A 23,298-nucleotide genomic window follows, 5' to 3' on the forward strand; every position below is an offset into this window, starting at 1 on the left:
GCGCTGACCTCCGGCTACTGTCTGTGATCACGTCGGGATACCGTGGATGCCCGCAGGGCAGAGACAGTGTCTGCCGGCGGCGTGAGCCTGCTTCGGTTAGGCTGTTGGTTTCGTCACCGTTGTTTCCGCGATCCGTGTTTTCGAGTGTCCGATGAGCTGTTGCCGTTTTGAGAGGTTTGCGCCCTGCTTGGTTTTCGCGATTGTCTTGAGCGGGGCGTGGGATTCCGCGGTTCGGCTGGTAGCGGAGGAATCGGCGCGGCCGAACATCGTCGTGATTCTTGCCGACGACATGGGTTACGGAGACATGGGGTGCATGGGCAGCGAGACGCTGCGCACGCCGAACTTGGATCGACTGGCGGATTCGGGGGTGCTGTGCACTCAGGCGTACGTCGCCAGTGCGGTGTGTTCGCCGTCGCGTGCGGGGCTGATGACCGGTCGTGACCCGCGGCGGTTCGGCTATGAAGGCAACTTGAACGCGGCGGCGGCCAACTACGCGACTCGGCCGGAATTGTTGGGACTGCCGCCGAGCGAGAAAACGCTGGGGGATCACTTGCGTGCCGCCGGCTATGCGACCGCGTTGATCGGGAAGTGGCATCTCGGTATGGGCGGTGTATTCCATCCCAACGTGCGAGGCTTCGATCACTTCTGTGGCATGCTGACGGGAAGCCACCATTATTTCCCAGGGACGATGAAGCATGTCATCGAGCGCAACGGCACTCGGGTCGATTCGTTTTCAAGCGACTACCTGACAGATTTTTTCACCGACGAGGGACTGCGGTTTATCCAGCAGCAAGACCGCAGTGAGCCGGCAAAACCGTGGTTCGTGTTTTTTTCGTACAACGCGCCTCACACCCCGATGCAGGCGACCCCGGAGGATCTGGAGCGTTTCAAGCATCTGCCGGACAAGAAGCGGCAAACCTACGCCGCGATGATGTTTGCACTCGATCGCGGTGTCGGCCGGATTCGTGAGCATCTGGAGCGGACCGATCAGTGGGACAATACGCTGTTGGTGTTCTTTTCCGACAACGGCGGTGCGACCAACAACGGCAGCTGGAACGGTCCGCTGCGGGGTGTCAAAGGCTGTCTTCGTGAGGGCGGCATCCGCGTGCCGATGATTTGGAGTTGGCCGGCCAAGATCGCGGCCGGGCAGCGTTGTGATGCGGTGGTCAGTGCGTTGGATCTGTTGCCCACGTTCATGGCTGCTGCGGGGGCGGTCGTGTTACCGCTGGCCAAACCGATGTCGCATGAAGACGCGCGAAATCGAAAACGCATGATCGACTTGGCGGGGGCGCACGACGGGATCGATGTTTTACCGCAGTTGATCGGTGGTGCCGGGCCGCCGCGACGATTGTACTGGCGGTTGCAGGGCCAGGCGGCCGTGCTGGATGGTGCGGAAAAGCTCGTCCGCCCTTCGCATCGCCCCGCGGAACTGTTTCGTGTGGCGAGCGATGTCGGGGAATCGGACGATTTGTCGCATCGAGAGACCGAGCGACTGATGCAGCTGTTTGGGCTGCTGGGGAAATGGGAGGCGGCGCTGCCGACCGTTCCGCTGTGGGGGTCTTCGCCGTACTGGTCCGGCAACACGGCGGAGCACTACGACGCCTGGCCGCCGCGGGAGGAGCCGTTTCGCTGAGATGCGATGATCGCTCGACCGCCGGCTGCTCGATTGCGATCCGATCTGGGATGCGAGAGGTGGGGCGTCCGCGGGTGCTCGGCGAGAGCCTAAAGCACCGCGGAACGTTGTCGTCCGAGAACGGACGCGATCACTCGGCAGCGGCTTCTTCTTCCACTGCTTCGGCGGCTTCTTCGACCGCCTCTTCAACCGATTCTTCGGCGGCTTCTGCAGCTTCTTCGGTTTCGACAGCCGCTTCTTCGGTCTCCTCCACGACGACTTCGACAGCTTCTTCGGCCGAGGTGTCGGTGGAGTCGGCGGGTTTTTCGCAACCGATCATGGAAACGGTCAAAGCACAAGCGAAAGCGGCGGCGGTGAACTTGCGTAGCATCTGGGCACCCTGTGGGATTTTTGGTGGTTTGAACATTCAGTGTTCGTCAGGATCGGAGACAACTTGGCACCGAGCGAACATTGATTTTCACGAGTTCTTCACAGACTCGCAGGATCTAAGCGTCTACCAATTCGGTCGATTCCGCAAGGTGGGGAGAAACCCCGACTAGCGACAGAGGCGGAAATCCTGGTGGGAGGATGACGAATGTCTCGGTCGTGGCGAATACTCACCGGCGACCGAGACGGGTTCGTCGCATCGCTTCGATCCAATCGGGATGGAACGAAGGGCATGATGATGACCGAATCCGATGATGACCGAATCAACTGATTACTGATTCAGCTGTTCCTGGATCACTTCTTTGGCGTCTCGCGTACCGAGGGCCCCCCAGAGGCCGAACGGACTTGAGCAACCGGGGACGACTTTGGCGTTGATGGCGGCGCTGCTGGTCCCACCGACGTTGGTGTAGACGGTCGGCGAGTGGCTGTCGCCGGCTTCGATCGAATCGGTGATGAAGATCACCGATCCGTCTCCCATCAAGATATGGGCACCTCCTTGGTGTCGGCTTCCCGGGGCCAGGGTTCCGCCGGAGGTGATGCCGTTGCTCATGACCAGTTCGCGGTTGGGCGGCAAGATCGTGCAGATTGACGAATAGACGCCGGCGTGGGCAGCCCAGCGAAAGCCACGCATGCCTTCGCCGTTGCCTTGCAGGCTGGTCAGGGTGGGATCCCAGGTGGTGGGACGGTCGGGGTTTTTCCAGCCGTTGGTTTCAGCGATGGCGGGATCGTCATAGACGCCGCCGTTGCGTCCCGCGTTGATGTAGGCGCGGGTGCGGACATCGGAATCCCCTAGATCGGTGGGGATCTCGCCGGCCAGGACGGTGTTGGACAGTCCATCGAGCACGTCGCGGAAACGGGATTGGTTACGGGCCACAAACATGCCACGGCTTGATTCTTGTTTGCGTTGGGCCAAACCGGTGTTTGGCGACGTGACGTTCCACCAGCCCGGGCTGCCGTTGACCGTGGCGGACCAGTAGCGATCACCGACCCAGGTGTGGTGCATCGCGTCACCGAGGTTGGCCGCGTAGTTGGTGCGTCCGTGGGCGGGCAGCCCGACGCCGGGGTCACTGGGGCAACGGAACCCGGGGATCTCCAACAGCCATGGGTCGTATTGGTGCAGCGCGTGGCTGGCGAGTCCTTTGTGGGGGTTGGGGCCCATGGGCGGAAAGGCACTGACGCCGTTGATGGCCGTGCCCTCTTTCGGCAGGAACGGGTGGGAAATCTGATCCCAAGCGGCTTGTTGTTCGATGAACGGAGTGATGCCGACGAGAAAGCTCAGGTTCATCCCGTTGTTTCCGGTGACGGGATCGTTGTTGCCCGCGTCTCGGCGGTGGTAAGTCCCGGTTCCGTGGGTCGGCAACTGCTTGTAGGCGGAGTGGTAATTGTGGACGGCCAAGCCGATCTGTTTGAAGTTATTGCTGCAGCTCATTCGCCGAGCGGCTTCGCGGGCCGCTTGAACGGCGGGTAGGAGGAGTCCGACGAGGATGCCGATGATGGCAATCACGACGAGCAGTTCGACGAGCGTGAAGGCGCGTCTCGAGGAGTGTTTCATGCAAGTTTTCCTGAGGTTTGAAATGGGTGAGTGTTGGGGAAAGGTTGGGTGGCGAATCTCGCCGCGCGTGGTGTGCGGCCGGTCGGATGGAGCGTGCTAGCGATCGCCGCCTTCGACCTCGGTGCCGAGATCCGAGCCGGGGTTCTCGGCGAGAAAGTCAGCGATCTCACCGCTGTTTCCGCTCAGTCCGGTATGTCGTTGGCATCCGACCAAGACGGGGAAAAGAAGGACCGTCCAGAGTGCCAGACGCGCGAAACGTGCCATCATCAGTGTTCCAGGGTTACAATAAGGGTGGGGGCGTGAAAGTCGGCGGACGACCTTGTCCGGCAAACGCACCGCATTCGATTTTCGGTTCGATTTGAAACGCAACGATCGCCTGTCGTTACACCCAAACCGACCAGAAATCCGCTCGGATTGTTCCGGAAAGTTCTCAGGGGTGGCTGCGAGCGTGTGCTGCGAGACCCTGGTGACGGCTGAGGCATCCGCGAGGATCGGCTGTGGCGTGGTGTAAGATTCGATTTCAATCCGTTTCAAGGGGACCGAGATGCCGGGCAGCGGCTTCAACGAAGAACTCGTCGAGCGTTTGCGGTCCGGCGAAGAGCACGCCTTTGTGGAGCTCTTTTCGATTCACCGAGAGCGTTTAAAACGGATGCTTGAATTTAGAATGGACCGCAGGTTGCGAGGTCGCGAAGATGCGTCGGACATCTTGCAAGAGGTTTATATCGATGCCCATCAACGGATGCGGCATTATCTGCAGCGTCCCCAGTTGTCATTTTATGTCTGGCTCCGCCAATTGACGACCCAGCGGCTGATCGACGTCCATCGCCGTCATTTGAAGGCGGAGATGCGAGATATCAAGCAAGAGGTCGGGATCAACCGGCAGTTGTTGGCGGCGACGTCGGCGTCGATGGCGTTGCAACTGGCATCCGCCTTGGCCTCGCCGAGTCAGTTGGCGATGCATGCCGAATTGGTCCTGCAGATCGAAATGGCGTTGGAAGGGATGGACGAGATCGACCGCGAGGTGATTGCCCTGCGGCACTTCGAAGAGCTTCGCAATAGCGAAGTGGCCGAAGTGCTGGGGCTCAAGGACGCGGCCGCCAGCAACCGTTACATGCGGGCGCTCTCCCGGCTCCGAGAAGTGCTTCAAGAAATCCCCGGGTTCCTCGATGAATCATGACACAACGCACGTCCGCGACGATGAAGAGGCGGAGTTTCGTGACCCGGTCGAGGCACTCGGCGAAGAATTGTTGGAACGCCGACGACGCGGGGAACAGGTGACGACGGACGAGTACGCGCGGGCCCATCCGGAATTGGCTGATCAGATCCGTTTGCAGTTTCCGGTCATGATCGCGCTGGAAAAGTTCAAAGAGAACACGTTGTCGGCGACGGCCGATCCCTACGACATTGAAATCGATACACCGAAGGAGCTCGGCGATTATCACATCATTTGCGAGATCGGTCGCGGTGCGATGGGCGTGGTCTATGAAGCCGAGCAACAGAGCCTTCAGCGGCGCGTGGCGGTCAAGGTGTTTCCCCGCCAAACGCTTCGGGAGGCCCGCAAGCTGGAGCGATTCTCGCGAGAATCCAAGACGGCGGCGCGGTTGCACCACAACAACATCGTACCCGTGTTTGGCGTCGGCCATCATGCCGGACTCCATTACTTTGTGATGCAGCGAATCGATGGGATCGGATTGGACGAAATCATCGAGCAGGCCAAGAGTCAGCCGCAGCGTGACGTCTCGGCCGATGACACGCATGCCTGGCGTCTCGGGTCCGGCAGCACGGCGGACTCCGGCAGTGGGCGTTCGATCCGGCGGGCCCGCTGGTTCGGCGACGGCGAGGGCAATCTGCGTGATGCCGCCACGGAGTCGGAGTCGAAGGTGGTGGACCCGAGTTTGGGGTTGGAGGTCACGACCAGTTTTTGGCGCGCGGCGAATATCGGGGTGCAGGTCGCCGACGCGATTCACTACGCACACAGCCAAGGCGTGCTGCATCGAGACATCAAGCCGAGCAATTTGATGATCGACCCCAACGGAACGGTTTGGGTGACCGATTTCGGGCTCGCGACGGCACTGCAGCAAGACCCGTCGGCGGACCGCAACGACATCGCCGGCACGCTGCGGTTCATGGCGCCCGAGCAACTCGGTGGCAAACACGACACGCGTAGCGATCTTTATAGCCTGGGGGTGACGCTTTACGAACTGATCACCTTGCAACCGGCCTTCGTCGCCGGCAGCAAGGCCGCGGTGGTGGATCGGATTCTGCGTGGGGAGTTTCACAAGCCGCGTGACGTGCGGCCACGCATTCCCAGGGATCTGGAAGCGATCGTGCTCAAAGCGATGGCGTTGCGGCCGGAGCAACGCTATGCGAATGGACGTGAACTGGCCGACGATTTGACGCGTTTCATCAAGGGACGCCCGGTCCGTGCCAGGCGGATCGGAGGGATCGGACGGATGGTGCGCTGGGCACGTCGCGATCCCTTGGCCGCTTCGTTGCTCGGCACGTTGGCGATCGTGATCGGCACGTCGTTCGTTCTGGTCAGTTCGAAGTGGCGTGAAGCGGTGGAAGAGCGACATCGCGCCGAAAACAATCTGATCGTCGCGCTCGAATCGATGGATCAGATCCTGGGGCGTTTCACGTCCAGTTGGATGGCCCGTCCGACTGATCTAGAGCCCGGCCCCGACGACCCCGCACCCGGCGAGCTTCAGTTGTTGGTTTCCGATCACAACGCGTCGCTGATGGAGGACGCGATTCGGTTCTATGATCGATTCGCCGTCGAAAACGCTCCCAGTCCTCGGCTGCAACGCGATACCGCCCGAGTCCACAAACGGGCGGGTGACATCTATCAGCGGTTGGGCAAGTACGGAAAAGCCGAACGCGCCTACGTTCGCTGTTTGCAGATTTTGGAGCAACAAGATTCCGACGATGACACTTCGTTGGTGTTGAGCAAAGCCAAGGCGCTCAATCAATTAGGGCTTGTCAAGCATGCGACCAGCCGTTTCGTTGAAGCGGAGCAGCAGTTCCTCAAGGCACGCGACGTCTTGATCGCACAGGTCTGCCCAGACCAATCGTCCTGTCAAGCCGAGCTGGCGCGGACGTTCAGCAACCTGGGCCAATCGCAATGGTTGATGTTTCACCATGACGACGCGAAACGCAGCCATCGTAAAGCCGTCTCGATCCTGGAGACGCTGGTCGATGGCGAACCCGATCATCTGAGCTACCAGTTAGCGCTGGCGCGCGCCTATCGGGCGTATTACCCGTTTGCGTCGGATCGCAACAGTAACGAGCGAACACATGTCAAGTCTGCCGGAATCGCCATCCTGGACGCGTTGGTGTTGGAGCATCCACAGGTCCCCGACTATCAGTGCGAGCTGGCGGAGATGTTGACCGCGACGATTCGACGCTCACGCCGGGCGGACGATTCCCAAGAACAGATCACGCAACTTCAGCGAGCGATTCAGATCGCCCGCGACCTGAGTGACGTTTATCCAGCGATTCCCCGCTACAAGGTGACCTTGGCCGATGCGCTCAAGACGATGGGAGACTTGGTCGATCGTTCAGACTCAGATGCCGCGATTTCGTATCTGAACGAGGCCGTCGATATCTATCGCTCGCTGACGAGTAACTTCCCCGACGTCCCCGCGTATCACTTTCTCTGCGCGATGGCACTCCGCGAACACGCACAAACCCTGTTCCGTGTCGAGCGATTCGACGAGGCGAGGGTGAGTGCCGAGCAAGCGGTCGAGGACCTTGGAACTTACACCCGACTCCGCTCCGGCAATCGGATGGCCTGGAACATGCTCGCCAGGCTCTACGACCAAGTTGCCGAGGCATCGATGGCCATGCATGAGCCGGATGCGGCCGAAGCGGCACGGGGACACGCTCGGCAGATTCGTGAGAAGTGGAACTTGCAGTGGGGGCTTTGACGGCGCCGAAGCGACTGGCAGCGTGATGTGCCGCCTGGACGGCGGGTAACCGCCACCCGGCCCTGGTGTCTATGATGGCGGTCGTGCCAAACGCTTCCACCCGCGACCGTTCATTCAACGTGCTGACGCATCATTCACTGACCACCCGAATTCTAACGCCACTGGTGGTTGCAGCCACGCTCGCCGCGATCGGGGTCGCCTGGACGTCTTGGACGTTGGGCCGTCGCTGGGCGATGGAGGAAATGACCGATCGCTACCTTTGGATCGAATCGGCGATCGGGACGTCCACGTTTCCGCTGACTCCGCCGGTGCTCAAGTCGCTTTCGCAATTGACGGGAACGCAATGGATCACCGTCGACGAAGCGGGAGAGGTGTTGTCATCGACGTTGCCGCCGGCAACGAACGCCGCGGCGGCCCAGCGGCTGGCCGAATCGCTGGGCCAGCGACTGGGCGAATCACAAGACGCTGGGACCGCGGTGGATTTCCCAGGCGTGGGTCTCGGCGATGGCTCACGCGTTGGTCCTGCCGGCAGCCCCGCGCAGGCTCCGGTGGACCTGGTGCTCGAGTCGACCCCGTTCTTTGCGTTTGCGTTTGATCGTCGCGGGGCGGGTGTCGGCAGCGGCCGGGCTTCGACCATTGTTGTCTTGTTCGCCAAGGAAAACGTCGATGCGGTTGCCAAACGGGCGGCCGTGTTGCCGTTGTTGACGGGCTTGTCAACGATCGCGGTGGTCAGTGTGTTGATGTTCTTGTTGACCTCGCGTCTGATCGGCAGGCTCAAGCGACTGGAAACCCAGGTCGATCGCATTGCCGCCGGTGAATTTGAATCACAACTCTCCGACGCGGAGCCCGACGAGATCGGACGTCTGGCCAAAGCGATCAGCGCGATGGCGGATCAGCTCAACGTGTTGTGGGACCAGATCAACCGCCAACAGGGCGCCAAACTCTTGCACCAGATTTCTGGCGGGATGGCTCACCAGCTTCGTAACACCCTGACCGGAGCCAAGATGGCGATGGAGTTGCATCAAGGGAAACTGGAGCAAACGCCGGACGATGAAGTCCGTGTGGCGCTTCGGCAATTGGAGATCGCCGAAGAGTACGTCGGCCGATTGCTTGCGCTCGGTCGTGGTCAAGACTCGACAGATCAGCCACAGCGGGTCAGTGCGTGTTTGGACGATGTGCGTTCGACGCATCAACCGATTGCCGATCATCTTCGTGTGGATTTGATTTGGTCGATCGATGCGTCGACGCAGACGGCGCTGGTCAAGGACGGGGCGTCGTTTTCTGCCGCGGTGTCGAATCTGGTGCTCAATGCCATGCAAGCCGGGACCACGATCGAAGTCACCGCCGCCGTGGATCAACCGGATCGATGCGTCGTCTCGGTCACCGATGATGGGCCTGGCGTTGACGCATCGGTTTCCCAGACACTGTTTGACCCCTTCGTCACGTCCAAGCCCGAAGGGCTGGGGCTGGGGTTGCCGCTGGTCAAACGGACGGCCGAATCGTTGGGCGGGTCGATCCGGTGGCTGCGTGAGTCAGAGAAAACGACGTTCGAACTGGCAGTGAACGTAACACGAGAGAGTCAACCGAATGAGTGGTCGTGATCAACCGCAACGTGCCGTTGGCGAGCCTTCGGCGAGGGATCGAGCAACCGTACTGGTCGTCGATGACGAACCTTCCATTTGCTGGGCGTTTGAGCGTCTGCTGTCCGACCTGGGGCACGTCGTCAAGACGGCGTCTTCGGCCGAAGCAGGACTGGAGCTTGCCGCGGCCGAGCGTCCGGATCTTGTCCTGTTGGATGTGCGGTTGCCGAAGGAGGATGGGATTTCTGCGTTGCCCAAGTTCATCGAGGCCAGCGGCGGTAGTCCGGTGATTGTGATGACAGCGTTCGGCGATCTGGAAACCGCGGTCGCGGCCGTTCAGCGTGGAGCAAGTGACTACCTGGTCAAACCGTTCCGGCTGGACGATGCCCGCCGCGTCTGTCAGGTCGCGCTCGCAACGTCCAAGTCCCGTTCGGCTCCGGTGCCGATCGTGCGTAAAGACCAGCGAGAGAACCGGCTGGTCGGCAGCTCGCCGGCGATGCAGCAGGCGTTTCGGCAGATCGCGTTGGTGGCCGCCAGTGATCTGTCGGTCTTGATCACGGGAGAAACCGGGACCGGAAAAGAACTGGTCGGCGCCGCCATTCATCGACACAGCCATCGTGCCAAAGAAGTGTATCTGCCGGTCGCGCCGGTGACGTTGAACGAAGACCTGGTCGAGAGTGAGTTATTCGGTCACGTCAAAGGCGCCTTCACCGGCGCCGACGCCGATCGCTCGGGTCTGTTTGATCGCGCCGAAGGCGGCACGGTGTTCTTGGATGAAATCGGTGATCTGCCGATGGGGGTGCAAGTCAAGTTGTTGCGGGTGTTGGATCAAGGAGAGTACCTGAGGGTGGGCGACGTGCATCCGCGGCGTTGCAACGTGCGGATCCTGGCCGCGACCAATCGTGACCTTCACGAAGCCATGCGATTGGGGCAGTTTCGTGAGGACCTTTATTATCGCCTGAGCGGGCTGCACATCCATCTGCCTCCGCTGCGTGAACGATTGGAAGACGTCGCGGTGTTGTCTCGCTATTTTTTGTCGCGATTGGGCAACGAAGCGGCAGCGGAATTTTTGTCCGAAGAATTGGTCGAAGAACTCTGTCGGCGACCCTGGTATGGCAATGTTCGCGAATTGAGCAACGCGGTGGAGCACGCCGCCGTCGTTGCACGCGGTCGGTCACTGACGATCGACGATTTTCCGGACCCACAACTCGGACGCGTGCCGAGCGAGCCACCGAGGCCCGAAGCCGCGTTGGCCGCTGCCGTCGCGGCATGGTGCAAGGAACGCCTTGACGGGGACGCGGCAGGGGATTCGTTGACGACGCTGCACGCCGACTTGATTGCCGCGGTCGAGCCCACGCTACTTCGTCTGACGCTGCAGTCGACCGCGGGCAACCGTGCCGCAGCGGCCGACCGGCTGGGCATTCACCGTGGTACCCTGCGAGAGAAACTGCGTCACTATGGGATCGGCGACGTTGATGCAGCGGGCGGAACGTGACCGCGCGGCGTTCTATTCGGCAGACATCGGGGCGGACGTGTGCGGCACGACCAGGCGTTGGCGAATCGCCAAAACGTCGCGCAGCGACTCCTGGCATTGCCGGACATCGCGACGCTCAGACGCGTTCATCAGCGCGAGTGCCGGATCGGTGAAGGCGGGAAATCCAACGGTGCCGCCGGAACCCTTGAGCCAATGGGCTTCGTCATACAGTTCGTCAAAGGACTTGGTTTGGACCATTGACAACATGCCCATCAGCCGCACATCGAGTTGTTGAAGGAAGTCGACCACGATGTCCAAGTAGTCTTCGTCGTCCAGCGGCAGCGTGCACTCGATGGGAGCGTTGTCGGCGCTGGACGGCTGCGGGGCGGACTGCTGAGCACCGGCTTCCAGACCGCTGGGTGGGGCGGGCGCGACGATGCGTGATCGGATGGAGTGGATCTGTTGCAGGAGGTCCAACGCCAATCGACTGTCCTGGTCCTTGGCGGCGTGCTCGAGTTCTTTAGCCGGAATCGTGAAGTCGCCGAACCCGACCGTTCCCCCGGAACCCTTCAGCCAATGGGCTTCGCTGCGAAGGGTTTGGAAATCGGCGAGATCGAGTGCGTCTCGCATGCCGCTGAGCCGAGCATCGAGGCGATCGACAAAGTTGACGACGATGCAACGCATTTCTTCGTCATCGATCGGCAGCGTGGTGTGGATCGGCGGTCCGCTCGGGACGCTCGATTCACTCGGGGACGCTTCGGGGGTGTGAACCGCGGGGGCGACATCTCTGAGGGTGTCGTCGCCACATCGGTAGTCTTTCAGTGTGTCGTCGCTGAGCTTGTCGTCGCTGAGCTTGTCGTCGTTGGGGGCAGACAGTCCGGGGACGACCGCCGCGGCGGCTGGCGGTGATTGGGGGGCGTTCGCGCCGTCGGAGTCCGCTGGCAACGATTCGCGATCGGCTGTGGGGGCTGGTGACGGTAGCATCGTTTCCAGCAGCCAGGAGTACTGGAGCAGACTGATCGGGATCAAAAAAGCGAGCAGTCCCCAGATCCCGAAGCGAGACCCGGCGAGTTCGGTTGCGGGGGCTGTGAATGCGAGTTGCAACTTCCCCCAAGGTTTTCCGAAACGAAAGATCGGGAGAGTGAAGTTTGAATCACGGTGTTGTGGCAGCGGCGACCAGTATTGCGCGTGCCCAGTGGTTTGAAACGCGGTGTTGCCTTCGGAGTCGATCAATCGGGCCGAGCGGAGGCTGTGATTTCGCTCGACCAAGGCGGCGACGGCCGATTCGAAGCCTTTCGGATTTCCGTCGGCGACCATGGCGGTGCCGGCAGCGGCCAAGGATTCACACACCGAAACACGTCCCTGGGCGAGTTGCGTCCGGCTGTCGGGAACCAGTCCGATCCAATCAGCCAGCAGCACCGTGGCTGTCAGGAGACAGACCAGCATCAGCGCCAGGCGGGTTTGGATGGACATCGGTACGTCGAATTTCGGCATCGTGATTCAAAATTCTGTTTCATCGAGGCGTCTTCACCGATCGAAGAAACTACCATTGGGATCGAATGGGTAGGTGTCGGCCCTCCACAGAGCGGTGGTGTACCGTTGTTCGATTGACCGGAATTCGTCTCTGCAGTGGACGATTTGTCATTGTTTCCATCGGATGTTTCGTTTTCAGCCGATCACCCTGTCTTCGCTGAATCCCCACCAGATTGACTATTTGACGTGCGCAAATCTCTGCGTGTGTGCGTGGCAGCAGCGATGGCGGTTGTGTCGATGGTGAGGTTGAAGTGGTGTTGGATTTGTTCCCACGTATCCGAATCGCTATCATGAACGTTTGGCCATGGAGGAGACGATTCATCGGTTTTTATCGTGAGGGGAACCATGCCGGTGTTACTTGAAGGCACGGCAGTGGTGATTCGCAACGACGCATTGGATCGTTGTCTCGACGGCGGCGCGTCGGATTTCCACACGATCGCTCCCAATGCGATGTCGTTCGGCGATGATGAATTGACTCAGGCCAGTTTCATGTCGCCGCGCGATGCCGAACTGTTTCGGGACAAGTTGCTTTTGATGGGGCTGTGCGGTGACGAAGGTGCGCCGGATGTGGTCTTGGTCGATGCACACAATCGAACGATGCATCCCCCCTGCGACTGGCTGCAGTTGATTGAGTACAAGGGGAATTTAATCGCCAGTCTGGTCGGCAATGAATCCGGTGTCGTGGTCGCTCCGGAGACCTGGGATCCCGATGCGGGGCCGACGCTGCAACACATGTCCGCTGACGAGGTTCGCAACCGGCTCGAGTTTGTCCGGCGCGAAGAGCGAGTCGACGTTTACCGCGACAAGGAAACCGGGCAACTGCTGTACAGCGCCCGGTTGCACGAGACACCGGAGGAACTGTTCCGAAAATCTGCCGACGTGGTGTTGGGCAACATGCGGCACCCGGGGCAGCCACCTCCATCGGAAGACGTACAACAGGCGATCCGCGAGGCGATCGGACGGTTGCAACGATTGGTCAGCCAGCGAGATGACGCCTGGCGTGTTTGGTTTCTGCTCGGCAAGGCTTGGCACGCGGTGGACCGAATCCCTCGTGCGATCCAGGCCTTGGAACGCGCTCTGGAGGCGGTCGATGAGCCCCAGACGATCATTTACAAGGAGCTTGCCGGCGTGCTGTTGGCCGGCGGTGACACCGAGCGGGCGTGTCAGACGGGTGAAAAAGCGGTCGCATTGGCTCCCGACGATGTCGAATTGTTGGGCAATCTCTCGATCGCCTACCTGCTGGACGGTCGTGTGGGGATCGCCCTCAAGACGTTGGAGCACGCCTTGACGATTTGTCCCGACGATACGACGAATCAGTTCGTCATGGAAAAGATCACGGCTGTGCTGGAAGGGCGATTGCCGCGGCCGAGAACACTGGCGGAATTGGAAGGCCGCGGTCCGTCGACGCGTCCGGAATCGACACCGCGTCCCAAGTCGAGCTGGATTCGCGGGTTGATCCGTCGCTTTTCGCCCTTGCGATGACCGCGTGCCGGTTCAACCTGTCGGTTCAATCAATCAACGAGCCGATGACGATCCGGCGATCAATTGACGTTGTTGTTCCATCAGCACGATCCCGACGGTGGTCGCCAAATTCAGACTGCGGACGTTGCCGGTGGTCGGCACACGCAGGGCATGGGGATGGTCGGGGCCGACGATTTCACGCGGCAGCCCGCTCGTTTCGCGACCGAACACAAAGCTGTCCCCGTGTTGAAAATGCTCGTCCCAGATCGATCGCGTGGCGAATCGGGAAAAGAAAAACATCCGCCGGGGCGGTAAGGCGTCGACCAGATCGCTCCATTGGTCGACCGCTTGGAGGTCGAGGTGTTTCCAGTAGTCCAGCCCGGCGCGGCGGACGCGTTTGTCACTGAAGTCGAAGCTGGCCGGGCGGACGATCCACAGCTTCGCACCGACGGCCACACACGTCCGCCCGATGTTACCGGTATTTTGAGGGATCTCCGGTTGATACAGCACGACGTGGGCGACCGGGTCGGCGGGGTGGGGAGGGGGAGTCTGCTCGGACATTGGGGCTCCAGCGCCCGTCAAGGAGATGGGGTGACGATGGGCCATGTCACAAGGCGACCGACGCGGCACCGGCGGCGTCCGGGTGCGGGGCGACGGTGCGACATTTGATGCCCGATCGGGGCGGAAGGGTTGCAAAGGGCCTTGTTGGCGTGACAAACTGTCCCTACATCATGACAGATCACCCGCGTTTTTCAGCCGGGCGTCACGTTTTTTTATCCTGTCTCCGTTCGGTTCATCCGTGCCAGCGCCACCGCTGGCAGAGAATTGCATTCATGCCGATCCAAGTTACCTGTCGCCACTGTCTGAAACGATTCCAGGTGAGCGACAAATTCGCCGGCAAAACTGGGCCGTGTCCGAATTGCAAGAAGCCGATCGAAATCCCCAAGGCGGACGAGCAAGTCGTCATCCATGCGCCGACCGATGGGGCACCGAAGGACAGCAAGGGCGTCAGCGTCCTGAAGCCGATCAAACGCAAAGAAACCGACGTGACCAAAAGTGGTCTGTTGATTTCCATCGGATCGATCGTCGCGGTGTTCGGCTTTGCGTTGGTGTTTCGGTTCACCGGGGAACATGGGACGGCACCGTTTTGGGCCCAGTTGGCGGGGCTGATCCTGTTGGCGCCTCCATTGGTCTGGTCCGGCTACACGTTCTTGTATGACCAGGAACGCGAGCCGTACGTCGGTCCGGAGCTGCGAAACCGTGTGCTGATCTGTTCGGCGATCTTTGCGGTGATCTGGGTGGTGTATGCGTTTGTCCCTTCGTATGTCTTTGAATTGAACGCACCGTCTGAAATGTCGTGGACGGTGTTCGGCATCACCCTGTGCGTGATGATCGCCCTGGGCGCACTGGCGTCGGCGGGGACGTTTGAATTGGAGTTTTTCAACGGCGTCATTCATGCGGGGCTGTATTTCATCGTGATCGTCTTGCTGGCGTTTACCAGCGGCGTGACGCTCGCCGGCGAGCCCGGTGAAGTCGATCGGTATTTGGATCCCGATGTTTCGCAGTCCATCATTGAATCGTCATCGGTGACGGTCACCGACGCCACCGTTTCACGCGCGCCCTTGGCAAGCCTGTCGTGAACGATCTACCCGAACTTGATCTCTTGCATCGGGCCGGCGCCGATTCCGGGTCCCTGGTCCGAATCCCGCCCGCGGATTCCGTCCCGTTGTCCCGTCGTGTCCGGCGGATGCTGGACACCGCGGCGCTGCGTCGGTTGGCCGGGATCAGCCAACTTGGAATGGTTTCACTGGTCTATCCGGGCGCGATGCACACGCGTTTGGAACACACGTTGGGTGTCTATCAAAACGCGTTGCGATTGCTGGCCCGATTCCGGGGCGATCGACTGGCATCGCGTTGGCTGGACGATCGGCACTGTGACGCGTTTCTCGTCGCGGCACTGGTGCATGATCTTGGCCACTGGCCGTTTTGCCATCCGATCGAAGACATGCAGTTGGACTCGGTGGCCAGACACGAGCATCGGGTGGGACAATTGATTCGCGAAGGCGAATTGGCCGAATGCATCGGCGAGGATTGGAAGTGTGACGCGGCGGATGTGCAGCGGCTGTTGATCGGCCCCCGCAATGACCCGGCATCCGAAGGCGACGACGACGGCGACGACGGGTTCCAGTTCTTGGCCAGTTGTTTGAGCGGGCCGATCGACATCGACAAGCTGGATTACTTGCAGCGTGACAGTCTGCATTGCGGGGTGGACTACGGACGCAACTTCGACGCCGGCCGGCTGATTTCGTCCCTGGTGGTCGATCCGTCGACCCGGCGATTGGCGGTCGGCGAAAAGGGCCGCACGGCTGCCGAGATGATGGTCTTTGCGCGGTACATCATGTTCAGCGAAGTGTATTGGCATCACGCCGTGCGTTCGGCGACTGCCATGCTCCAGCGGAGCGTGTTTTTGCTTCACAACCGAATGGATCTGAACGCGACGTTCAAGCTGGCCGACGCCGAATGGATTGCGCTGTTGCGTCGGACCGGCCAGGGCAGTTTGGCCGAGCCGATGATCGAGGGACTTTTTGGTGCCCGGCGTCAATTGTTCAAGCGGGTTGCCGAGTTCAGTGTGCTGTCGGGGGAAGCGATTCATCAGCATTTGGCTCGCCGCCATCATTGGTGGCTGGTCGCCCTGTGCGAGCGTGTGGCGGAACAACTGAGTCGACAAACCGGGGTCGCCGTGGCGGCGGCGGATGTGCTGATCGATGCCCCGCCGGTAAAATTGGAAGTCGACATCAACACGGCGGTGCTGTTTGCCGATGGCCGGACGGCCACCCTGGGTGACGTTTCTCCGGTCGCGGCGGTGCTCGCCCGCCAGCAGTTTGATAATGTCGTCAAACGGGTCCGCGTGTTCGTGCGGCCCGATCTGCGTGAAGCGTTGCGTACGCACTATCCGACGTTAGAACATTGGTCCGAGTTGCTGATTCAGTGCGTCAGCCAAACTGAAAGTGAAGGGGTATGATTCAAGCTGTGCAAATCAATGGGATCGAAACGATCGTCAAAGCCGACGGGGAACAGGCGTCACACGCGGTTGCCGATCTGATCGCGGCGCAGGTCCGTCGCAAAGCGGACAGCGTGCTCGGATTGGCCACGGGCGGCACCCCGGTGCAGACGTATCGCCGGTTGATCGAAATGAACCGCAGCGGCGAAGTCGACTTTAGCGGTGTGACGTCCTTCAACTTGGATGAATACATCGGTCTGGACGGCGTTCATCCGCAAAGCTTTCGTGCCTTCATGAACGGCCAGCTGTTTGATCACATCAACATCGATCCCGCTCGGACGTTTGTCCCCGACGGATGTGCCACGGACGTCGCTGCACACTGTGCAAAGTACGAATCGATGATCGAGTCGGCCGGCGGAATCGATCTGCAATTGCTGGGGCTCGGACACAACGGGCACATCGCCTTCAACGAACCGGGCTCACCGCGCGACAGCCGCACCCGTCAAGTCGACCTGACGCCGGAGACGATCGAAAAGAACGCCCGCTTTTTTGATTCCATCGACGACGTGCCTTGCCACGCGATCACAATGGGTATTGCCACCATTCTCGATGCGCGTCAGATCGTGTTGCTGGCCACCGGGGCCGGAAAGGCTGATGCCGTCGTGGCGATGTTGCAGGGGCCGATCGACGAATCGCACCCCGCATCGCTGCTGCGAAACCACGACCACGTGACCGTCGTTTTGGATCATGACGCAGCCGGCGGACTGCGTTTGGATTGATCACGCCGAACGCCTGTCCCACTACAGACCAGAATGAAAATGTCCAATCCGCAACCGACCGCATCCCCCGACGAGCCCCGTTCGACCCGAGTGGTGATCGTGGGGGCCGGGCCGATCGGATTGGAACTCGCCGTCGCGCTGCGCCGCTGCGGCATCGAGTTCGAACTGTTTGATGCCGGTTCGATCGGACACACGATCTCCTGGTGGGCTCCCCAAACGCGCTGGTTCAGCAGCAACGAGCGGATCGCGATCGCCGGCGTTCCGCTGCTGACCAGTGACCAGTCCAAGGCGACACGAGAGCAGTACCTGACGTACTTGCGTGGCGTGGCGACCCAGTTCGAGATTCAGGTTCACACCCATTGCCCGGTGGTGAACATTACCCGCGAGGTTGAGAACTCGGGCAAGGGCAGTGGTCGTTTCGCCGTGACGACCAAACCGGGCGGACGGCCGAGTGTCTGGTCGGCCGAGGCGGTGGTCCTGGCCATCGGCGGAACCGACTTTCCAAAAAGGCTGGGGATTCCGGGGGAGGATCTGCCCCATGTCGATGGCTACCTCCGCGAGACCCATCGCTATTTCGGCCGAGACGTGCTCATCATCGGCGGGCGAAACAGTGCGATCGAAGCGGCGTTGCGATTGCATCATGCCGGTGCCAACGTGTCACTCAGCTATCGGGGTCCGGAATTGCCCCAAGACCACATCAAGTATTGGTTGCTGCCCGAGATCAAGGGACTGTTGGCGGCCGGACGGATCGGCGATTTTACCGGGACCATTCCCGTCCGGATCACCAGCGAATGCGTCCACCTGCAGTCGATCGATGATGATGCCATCGTGGAAGTCAATGCGGACGAGGTGCTGACGTTGATCGGGTACGAGCAGGACAAGACGTTGATGCAAATGGCCGGGGTTGAATTGTCTGACTCGATGCAGCGACCGACCTACGATGAAAACACGATGCAGACCAACGTCCCCGGCATTTACATCGCGGGAACCGCAACCGCCGGCACACAGAGCAGCAAGTACAAGACGTTCTTAGAAAACTGCCACGACCACGTCGACAAGATCGTCGCCCACCTGTCGGGCCAACACATCGATTCCGCGCCGCTGCAGTACCGCGATCAAATCATGACGCAACCGGAGAGTTAGCAGTTAGCACCTGTGTAGGGCATGCTGTGCATGCCGATGGGCTGTGTTTGAGGAGGCTCCGCCTCACACGTTCGCCGGCGGAGCCGGCGTGGGTGGCAAGCAGGATGCTTACCCCACTTCCACTTGCGTTCCACGGCGGAGCCATGGAACGAGTCATCACAGCACGCCCGACGGTTGCTGCTACAATGGGGCACCGCGATCCGATTGCTTCCCGCCCACCTTGATGCCATGCGCCCCACATTGATGCCTCTGCTGGCGTGTCTTTTCGCGATCGTCGCGGATCCACTGGCCGTAGCAGACGAGACGTTCATCGACTCGGTCGCCCCCGTTTTGGCGCGTCGTTGTCTGAGTTGTCACAACGATCAAAAAACCGGTGGCGGACTGTCGATGGTCGATCCGCAACGGTTGATCGACGACGGGTACATCGAGGTTGCCGACGCGGGATCCAGCCACATCGTCGAGTTGATCTCGCCGAGCAACGGGCGGGCGGAGATGCCGAAGGATTCCGATCCACTGTCGGCCGAAGAGATCACTGCGATTCGACGCTGGATCGATGCCGGGGCGGTATTGCCTCCAGGCTTTCAGATCCAGCCTCCGAAAATCGCAGACCGACACTGGTGGTCGCTCGAGCCGATTGGTTCCGATGCCGAAGGAGAGCTGCGCACGATCATCGATGATCGGCTCGACGCGAAGCTGGACCAACAAGGGCTGACTCCGCTGCCACCGGCTGATCCGGTTACCCTGATCCGGCGTGTCGTCTATGATCTAAGCGGGGTGCCTCCGACGCCCCAACAGGTCGATGCATTTGTCGCGCAGTCTCGCATCGATCCGGCGAAAGCCTGGCAAGATCTCGTCGACCGCTTACTCGCGGCGCCCGAGTTTGGGGAGAAGTGGGGGCAGCATTGGCTGGACATCGCACGCTACGCCGAAACACACGGCTATGACAAAGACCAACCGCGAAACAACGCTTGGCCCTACCGTGATTACGTCATCAACAGTTTTAATTCGGACAAGCCGTTTGGACAGTTTGCTCAAGAGCAGATCGCCGGCGACGTGTTGGCCGACGACACTTCCGAAGGGATTGTGGCCACCGGTTTTTTATCGGCAGGTCCCTGGGATTTGATTGCCCACGTGGAAGTCGGCGAAGGCAAGTTGGATGGCCGACTTGCCAAACATCTTGATCGTGACGAGATGGCCGCGGCCGTGTTCAACGTGTTTCAGAGCACGACGATCCAGTGCGCGCAATGCCACAATCACAAGTTTGATCCGATCGAAAGCGAAGACTACTACCGTGTCCATGCCGTATTCGCCGGGGTCGACCGCGCGAATCGAGTCTATGCGGGGCTGTCGGCCGAGCAACAGCGACAAAAACACGCGTTGCAACAAGAACGCGACGCCATCACTCGCCAGCGTGACGAGGCGAAAAAAGCGTTCGAGCAGAAGGTGGTAAAACAAGCCGCCGCAATCGACCCACGACTGGATGCGTTGACGCAACAGGCGAGTCAATTCACGCCTCCGCCGCAACACGGGTTTCACAGCCAAATCGCCGCACGCGCCGACGTCGTCAAATGGGTCGAAGTGGATTTGGGGACGCCCCAGCCGATCGATCGAATCGAGTTAGTCGCTTGCTACGATGACTTCAACAACATCGGCGCCGGATTCGGGTTTCCGGTTCGATTCAAAGTCGACGTGACCACGGAAGGGACGCTGACCGATCAAAACGCTGTCACGATCTTAGACCAGACTGCCGATGACTTTACGAATCCGGAAGCGACTCCGGTCAACATCGACGTCGGGGGCCAGACGGTGCGAATCGTCCGTGTCACGGCGACCAAACTTGCCGAGCGACGCAACGATTTTATTTTGGCGTTGGGCGAATTGCGCGTGCTTTCACCCGTCGACGGCACCGACGTCGCGGTCGGAGCCGAGGTCAACGCGTCGGACTCGATTCCGTCCAACGCGCGATGGTCACCCCGGTTTCTGGTCGATCAACGGTACCATCGGCTTTCACTCGATGAAGCCGAGGCCAAGCAGTGGAAACAACTGCGCGAGCAACGTCGCGCGATCGTTGCCGCGGCAACCACACCCGAATACCAACGCCAAATCGAGCAATGGACCAAACGCCTGGCGGAGATCGAACAGGAACTGAAAGCGATTCCCGCGGGGCAGTTTGTATACGCCGTGGCGACGGAGTTTCCGAAACAGGGCAAATTTCTGCCGACCAAGGGATCAGTGCGGGCGATCCACTTTCTCAATCGGGGTGACTTACGGGCACCCGGAGCTCGAATGCTTCCGGGGGCTCCGGAATTATGGCCCGGTGGTCCGTCAAGGTTTGTCGATCACGAGGACTACGATGAAGCGGAGGCACGGGTCGCGCTGGCACGCTATGTCACACGGCGTGACAATCCCTTGGTCTGGCGTTCGATCGCGAATCGGATTTGGCAATGGACGTTTGGCAAACCGCTGGTCGGCACACCGAATGATTTCGGCCGGATGGGAATGTTGCCGACGCACCCGGAACTATTGGATCTGTTGGCAGTTCGCCTGCGTGATGACCCCGACCAATCGATCAAGTCAATCGTTCGCGAGTTGGTCTGCACAAACGCCTACCGTCGCGCCTCCTTTGCCGACGCGTGGAAGGACATCACGCGAACAAATTTGACGATCGATGCGAGCAACGATGGGTTGTGGCGGTTCAATCGGCGCCGTCTGACGGCCGAAGAGTTTCGCGATTCCGTGCTGGCCGTCAGCGGCACGCTTCGCAAGAGAGATCGGGGTGGGCCAAGCTTTCAAGATTTTGTGATTGAGCGACCACAGCACTCGCCCCACTATCAATACGATCTCCACGATCCGAACGACCCCGCATCCCATCGTCGCACGATCTATCGGTTCGTGGTGCGATCCCAACCGCAGCCGATGTTGACAACCCTCGATTGCGCCGATCCATCGATCAGCATCGCTCGCCGCGATGAATCGACCACCGCGCTCCAGGCACTCGCCCAATGGAACAATCGGCTGGTCGAAGTGATGGCGAAGCGTTTTGCCGATCGGTTGTCGGCCGAAACGACGACGGACGATGAAGCGATCCGGCTCGCCTGTCGGCTCGCTTGGGCCAGGGACGCGAATGAGACTGAACGGGGTCCGTTAACCGAACTGTTGACCGAGCACGGTCTGGAAACGCTTTGCCGAGTCGTCCTGAATGCAAGTGCGATGATGTACCTCGATTGATTTTAATCTTTCCGTCACTCCTGCTCGCTGCCTACAACAAATTCTATGTCGCCATGAAATTCCAGACGATCCATCGACGATCGATACTCCGTCAGGGGCTGAGCGGGTTCGCCGGGATCGCGCTGGCGGACATGCTGCATCGCGAGGACGCGACGGCCGATGTGGTCCTGCATCATCCGCCCAAGGCCAAACGAGTCGTGCAGTTGTTCATGGCGGGTGCGGCCAGCCACGTGGACACGTTTGACTACAAACCGGTTTTGGAAAAACGCAACGGCGAGCCGTGGGATCCCGGTGAAACCGTCGAGCTGTTTCAAAGCCAGCCCGGTGATTGCTTTGCCAGTCCTTGGAAATTCAAACCCTACGGCCAAAGCGGCAAGCAGCTCAGCGAAATCGTCGCGCCCCTCGGTGACGTTGTCGACAAGATCGCGTTCATTCACAATCTGATTGGAAAAACCGGCGTGCACAGCCAGGGCACGCTGCTGCAGACCACGGGATTTAACTTGCCGGGATTCCCCAGCGCGGGCTCGTGGGTGTCGTATGGCTTGGGCAGCGAAAACGAAAACTTGCCGACCTTCGTCGTGTTGCCCGATCATCGCGGGTTCGCGTCCAACGGCGCCAAAAACTGGGGCAACGCCTTTCTGTCAGCAAGCCATCAAGGCACGGTGCTGCGGCCCAGCGGCAAGACACCGATTACGGATTTGTTCCCGCCGGACAGTGACTTTATTACACCGGAGAGCGACCGGGCGGGGTTGCGGGCACTGAAACAACTCAACGCCGCCTATGCGGCACGCCGACCGACTGACGACCGACTGGACGCCCGCGTCCGTTCCTACGAATTGGCCGCTGCGATGCAGCTCTCGGCCACCGACGCACTCGACCTGGCCTCCGAGCCGCAATACATCCGCGATCTGTACGGAATCGTTGATGAAGGTTCGCATGTCGATGACACGGAGATCAACCCGAAAGCCGAAACCGAGTTCTTTGGCCGCAAGTGTCTCGTCGCGCGTCGTTTGCTCGAACGCGGGGTGCGATTCGTGCAGATTTGGAGCGGCAACGACAACGGGTTTCCACGCCGAAACTGGGACAGCCATGAGAACGTGTCGCGCGATCATGGCCCGTTGGCACTGGGGATGTCGCGGGGAGCAGCGGCGTTGATCAAAGACCTGGCCCAGCGGGGAATGTTGGACGACACGTTGATCTTGTGGACCACCGAGTTCGGGCGGATGCCGTGTTCTCAAGGCAGCGAAGGCCGGGACCACAACCCCTTCGTGTTCACCAATTGGATGTGCGGCGGTGGCGTCGTGCCGGGGACGTTTGGGGAAAGTGACCAGTGGGGCTTTCGCCCCCGAGACCGAGAGAACGCGACGACGGTTTACGACATCAATGCAACGATGCTGCACCTGTTGGGCATCGATCACAAACAACTGACGGTCCGGCACAACGGAATCGATCGACGTCTGACCGATGTCCACGGGCACGTGCTGCGTGGTGTGGTCGGCGGTTGAGGTCAAGCCCGAAGGAAGGACAGCAATCGTTGGTGTGCAGCCTTTAGGCCAATACCG

Annotated in this window: 18 protein-coding genes; 13 read left to right on the forward strand and 5 right to left on the reverse strand. The window is 60.4% G+C overall.

Features of this window, described 5'->3' with window-relative positions; genetic code table 11:
* The first annotated feature begins 151 nt into the window (after positions 1-151).
* Entirely contained in the window at positions 152-1,633 is a 1,482-nt protein-coding gene (locus NZK35_RS13420) for a sulfatase-like hydrolase/transferase (RefSeq protein ID WP_259633048.1), read from the forward strand.
* 130 nt (positions 1,634-1,763) lie between these two features.
* Here NZK35_RS13420 and NZK35_RS13425 read toward each other — a convergent pair whose 3' ends face one another.
* Complete coding sequence (locus tag NZK35_RS13425; protein ID WP_259633049.1) at positions 1,764-2,039, reverse strand: hypothetical protein; 276 nt, start codon at positions 2,037-2,039, stop codon at positions 1,764-1,766.
* A 168-nt stretch (positions 2,040-2,207) separates the two neighbouring features.
* On the opposite strand from NZK35_RS13425, the gene NZK35_RS13430 reads away from it, so the two are divergent.
* Positions 2,208-2,330, forward strand: a complete 123-nt coding sequence (locus NZK35_RS13430; RefSeq protein WP_259633050.1) for a hypothetical protein — start codon at positions 2,208-2,210, stop codon at positions 2,328-2,330.
* Here NZK35_RS13430 and NZK35_RS13435 read toward each other — a convergent pair whose 3' ends face one another.
* Together NZK35_RS13435 and NZK35_RS13440 are read right to left on the reverse strand one after the other, a co-directional pair.
* Positions 2,331-3,611, reverse strand: a complete 1,281-nt coding sequence (locus NZK35_RS13435; protein ID WP_259633051.1) for a DUF1559 domain-containing protein — start codon at positions 3,609-3,611, stop codon at positions 2,331-2,333. It abuts the gene before it with no gap.
* 96 nt (positions 3,612-3,707) lie between these two features.
* Positions 3,708-3,878, reverse strand: coding sequence for a hypothetical protein (locus NZK35_RS13440; RefSeq protein WP_259633052.1), 171 nt, complete (start codon positions 3,876-3,878; stop codon positions 3,708-3,710).
* A gap of 277 nt (positions 3,879-4,155) precedes the next feature.
* On the opposite strand from NZK35_RS13440, the gene NZK35_RS13445 reads away from it, so the two are divergent.
* The 4 genes from NZK35_RS13445 (at position 4,156) to NZK35_RS13460 (ending at position 10,612) form a co-directional block, all read left to right on the forward strand.
* Positions 4,156-4,788: a sigma-70 family RNA polymerase sigma factor gene (locus NZK35_RS13445; protein WP_095736917.1), complete on the forward strand. Its 633-nt coding sequence runs from the start codon at positions 4,156-4,158 to the stop codon at positions 4,786-4,788.
* Complete coding sequence (locus tag NZK35_RS13450; protein ID WP_259633053.1) at positions 4,778-7,537, forward strand: serine/threonine-protein kinase; 2,760 nt, start codon at positions 4,778-4,780, stop codon at positions 7,535-7,537. The genes NZK35_RS13445 and NZK35_RS13450 overlap by 11 nt, the downstream gene beginning before the upstream one ends.
* Before the next feature lie 83 nt (positions 7,538-7,620).
* Positions 7,621-9,138, forward strand: coding sequence for a sensor histidine kinase (locus NZK35_RS34690; RefSeq protein WP_259633054.1), 1,518 nt, complete (start codon positions 7,621-7,623; stop codon positions 9,136-9,138).
* Complete coding sequence (locus tag NZK35_RS13460; protein WP_259633055.1) at positions 9,125-10,612, forward strand: sigma-54-dependent transcriptional regulator; 1,488 nt, start codon at positions 9,125-9,127, stop codon at positions 10,610-10,612. The genes NZK35_RS34690 and NZK35_RS13460 overlap by 14 nt, the downstream gene beginning before the upstream one ends.
* Before the next feature lie 12 nt (positions 10,613-10,624).
* Here the strand turns inward: NZK35_RS13460 and NZK35_RS13465 are convergent, their stop codons facing one another.
* Positions 10,625-12,085, reverse strand: coding sequence for an Hpt domain-containing protein (locus NZK35_RS13465; protein ID WP_259633056.1), 1,461 nt, complete (start codon positions 12,083-12,085; stop codon positions 10,625-10,627).
* A 384-nt stretch (positions 12,086-12,469) separates the two neighbouring features.
* On the opposite strand from NZK35_RS13465, the gene NZK35_RS13470 reads away from it, so the two are divergent.
* Positions 12,470-13,606, forward strand: a complete 1,137-nt coding sequence (locus NZK35_RS13470) for a tetratricopeptide repeat protein (RefSeq protein WP_259633057.1) — start codon at positions 12,470-12,472, stop codon at positions 13,604-13,606.
* A gap of 33 nt (positions 13,607-13,639) precedes the next feature.
* Here the strand turns inward: NZK35_RS13470 and NZK35_RS13475 are convergent, their stop codons facing one another.
* Positions 13,640-14,146 (reverse strand): tRNA (cytidine(34)-2'-O)-methyltransferase, encoded by a 507-nt coding sequence (locus NZK35_RS13475; RefSeq protein WP_259633058.1) that lies wholly within the window; start codon positions 14,144-14,146, stop codon positions 13,640-13,642.
* Positions 14,147-14,418: 272 nt separating this feature from the next.
* On the opposite strand from NZK35_RS13475, the gene NZK35_RS13480 reads away from it, so the two are divergent.
* From NZK35_RS13480 to NZK35_RS13505, 6 genes are all read left to right on the forward strand, one after another.
* Positions 14,419-15,225, forward strand: coding sequence for a hypothetical protein (locus NZK35_RS13480; RefSeq protein WP_259633059.1), 807 nt, complete (start codon positions 14,419-14,421; stop codon positions 15,223-15,225).
* Complete coding sequence (locus NZK35_RS13485) at positions 15,222-16,607, forward strand: HD domain-containing protein (RefSeq protein WP_259633060.1); 1,386 nt, start codon at positions 15,222-15,224, stop codon at positions 16,605-16,607. Before NZK35_RS13480 ends, NZK35_RS13485 begins: the two co-directional genes overlap by 4 nt.
* Positions 16,604-17,365, forward strand: coding sequence for a glucosamine-6-phosphate deaminase (gene nagB / locus NZK35_RS13490; protein ID WP_259633061.1), 762 nt, complete (start codon positions 16,604-16,606; stop codon positions 17,363-17,365). The genes NZK35_RS13485 and nagB overlap by 4 nt, the downstream gene beginning before the upstream one ends.
* 39 nt (positions 17,366-17,404) lie before the next feature.
* Positions 17,405-18,508: an NAD(P)-binding domain-containing protein gene (locus NZK35_RS13495; RefSeq protein ID WP_259633062.1), complete on the forward strand. Its 1,104-nt coding sequence runs from the start codon at positions 17,405-17,407 to the stop codon at positions 18,506-18,508.
* A gap of 228 nt (positions 18,509-18,736) precedes the next feature.
* The gene (locus NZK35_RS13500; RefSeq protein WP_259633063.1) at positions 18,737-21,736 is read left to right on the forward strand and encodes a DUF1549 domain-containing protein; all 3,000 of its coding nucleotides are present in this window, start codon (positions 18,737-18,739) and stop codon (positions 21,734-21,736) included.
* Between the two features lie 53 nt (positions 21,737-21,789).
* Positions 21,790-23,241 (forward strand): DUF1501 domain-containing protein, encoded by a 1,452-nt coding sequence (locus tag NZK35_RS13505; protein ID WP_407699791.1) that lies wholly within the window; start codon positions 21,790-21,792, stop codon positions 23,239-23,241.
* Positions 23,242-23,298 lie beyond the last annotated feature (57 nt).

The organism is Stieleria sedimenti, assembly GCF_025060895.1.
Taxonomy (GTDB): domain Bacteria; phylum Planctomycetota; class Planctomycetia; order Pirellulales; family Pirellulaceae; genus Stieleria; species Stieleria sedimenti.

What these genes read in the sequence shown, in the direction of transcription:
- NZK35_RS13420 (WP_259633048.1), top strand. Translation starts at nt 152, where the DNA reads ATGAGCTGTTGCCGTTTTGAGAGGTTTGCGCCCTGCTTGGTTTTCGCG.
- NZK35_RS13425 (WP_259633049.1), bottom strand. Translation starts at nt 2,039, where the DNA reads ATGTTCAAACCACCAAAAATCCCACAGGGTGCCCAGATGCTACGCAAG.
- NZK35_RS13430 (WP_259633050.1), top strand. Translation starts at nt 2,208, where the DNA reads ATGTCTCGGTCGTGGCGAATACTCACCGGCGACCGAGACGGGTTCGTC.
- NZK35_RS13435 (WP_259633051.1), bottom strand. Translation starts at nt 3,611, where the DNA reads ATGAAACACTCCTCGAGACGCGCCTTCACGCTCGTCGAACTGCTCGTC.
- NZK35_RS13440 (WP_259633052.1), bottom strand. Translation starts at nt 3,878, where the DNA reads ATGATGGCACGTTTCGCGCGTCTGGCACTCTGGACGGTCCTTCTTTTC.
- NZK35_RS13445 (WP_095736917.1), top strand. Translation starts at nt 4,156, where the DNA reads ATGCCGGGCAGCGGCTTCAACGAAGAACTCGTCGAGCGTTTGCGGTCC.
- NZK35_RS13450 (WP_259633053.1), top strand. Translation starts at nt 4,778, where the DNA reads ATGAATCATGACACAACGCACGTCCGCGACGATGAAGAGGCGGAGTTT.
- NZK35_RS13460 (WP_259633055.1), top strand. Translation starts at nt 9,125, where the DNA reads ATGAGTGGTCGTGATCAACCGCAACGTGCCGTTGGCGAGCCTTCGGCG.
- NZK35_RS13465 (WP_259633056.1), bottom strand. Translation starts at nt 12,085, where the DNA reads ATGCCGAAATTCGACGTACCGATGTCCATCCAAACCCGCCTGGCGCTG.
- NZK35_RS13470 (WP_259633057.1), top strand. Translation starts at nt 12,470, where the DNA reads ATGCCGGTGTTACTTGAAGGCACGGCAGTGGTGATTCGCAACGACGCA.
- NZK35_RS13475 (WP_259633058.1), bottom strand. Translation starts at nt 14,146, where the DNA reads ATGTCCGAGCAGACTCCCCCTCCCCACCCCGCCGACCCGGTCGCCCAC.
- NZK35_RS13480 (WP_259633059.1), top strand. Translation starts at nt 14,419, where the DNA reads ATGCCGATCCAAGTTACCTGTCGCCACTGTCTGAAACGATTCCAGGTG.
- nagB (WP_259633061.1), top strand. Translation starts at nt 16,604, where the DNA reads ATGATTCAAGCTGTGCAAATCAATGGGATCGAAACGATCGTCAAAGCC.
- NZK35_RS13495 (WP_259633062.1), top strand. Translation starts at nt 17,405, where the DNA reads ATGTCCAATCCGCAACCGACCGCATCCCCCGACGAGCCCCGTTCGACC.
- NZK35_RS13500 (WP_259633063.1), top strand. Translation starts at nt 18,737, where the DNA reads ATGCGCCCCACATTGATGCCTCTGCTGGCGTGTCTTTTCGCGATCGTC.
- NZK35_RS13505 (WP_407699791.1), top strand. Translation starts at nt 21,790, where the DNA reads ATGAAATTCCAGACGATCCATCGACGATCGATACTCCGTCAGGGGCTG.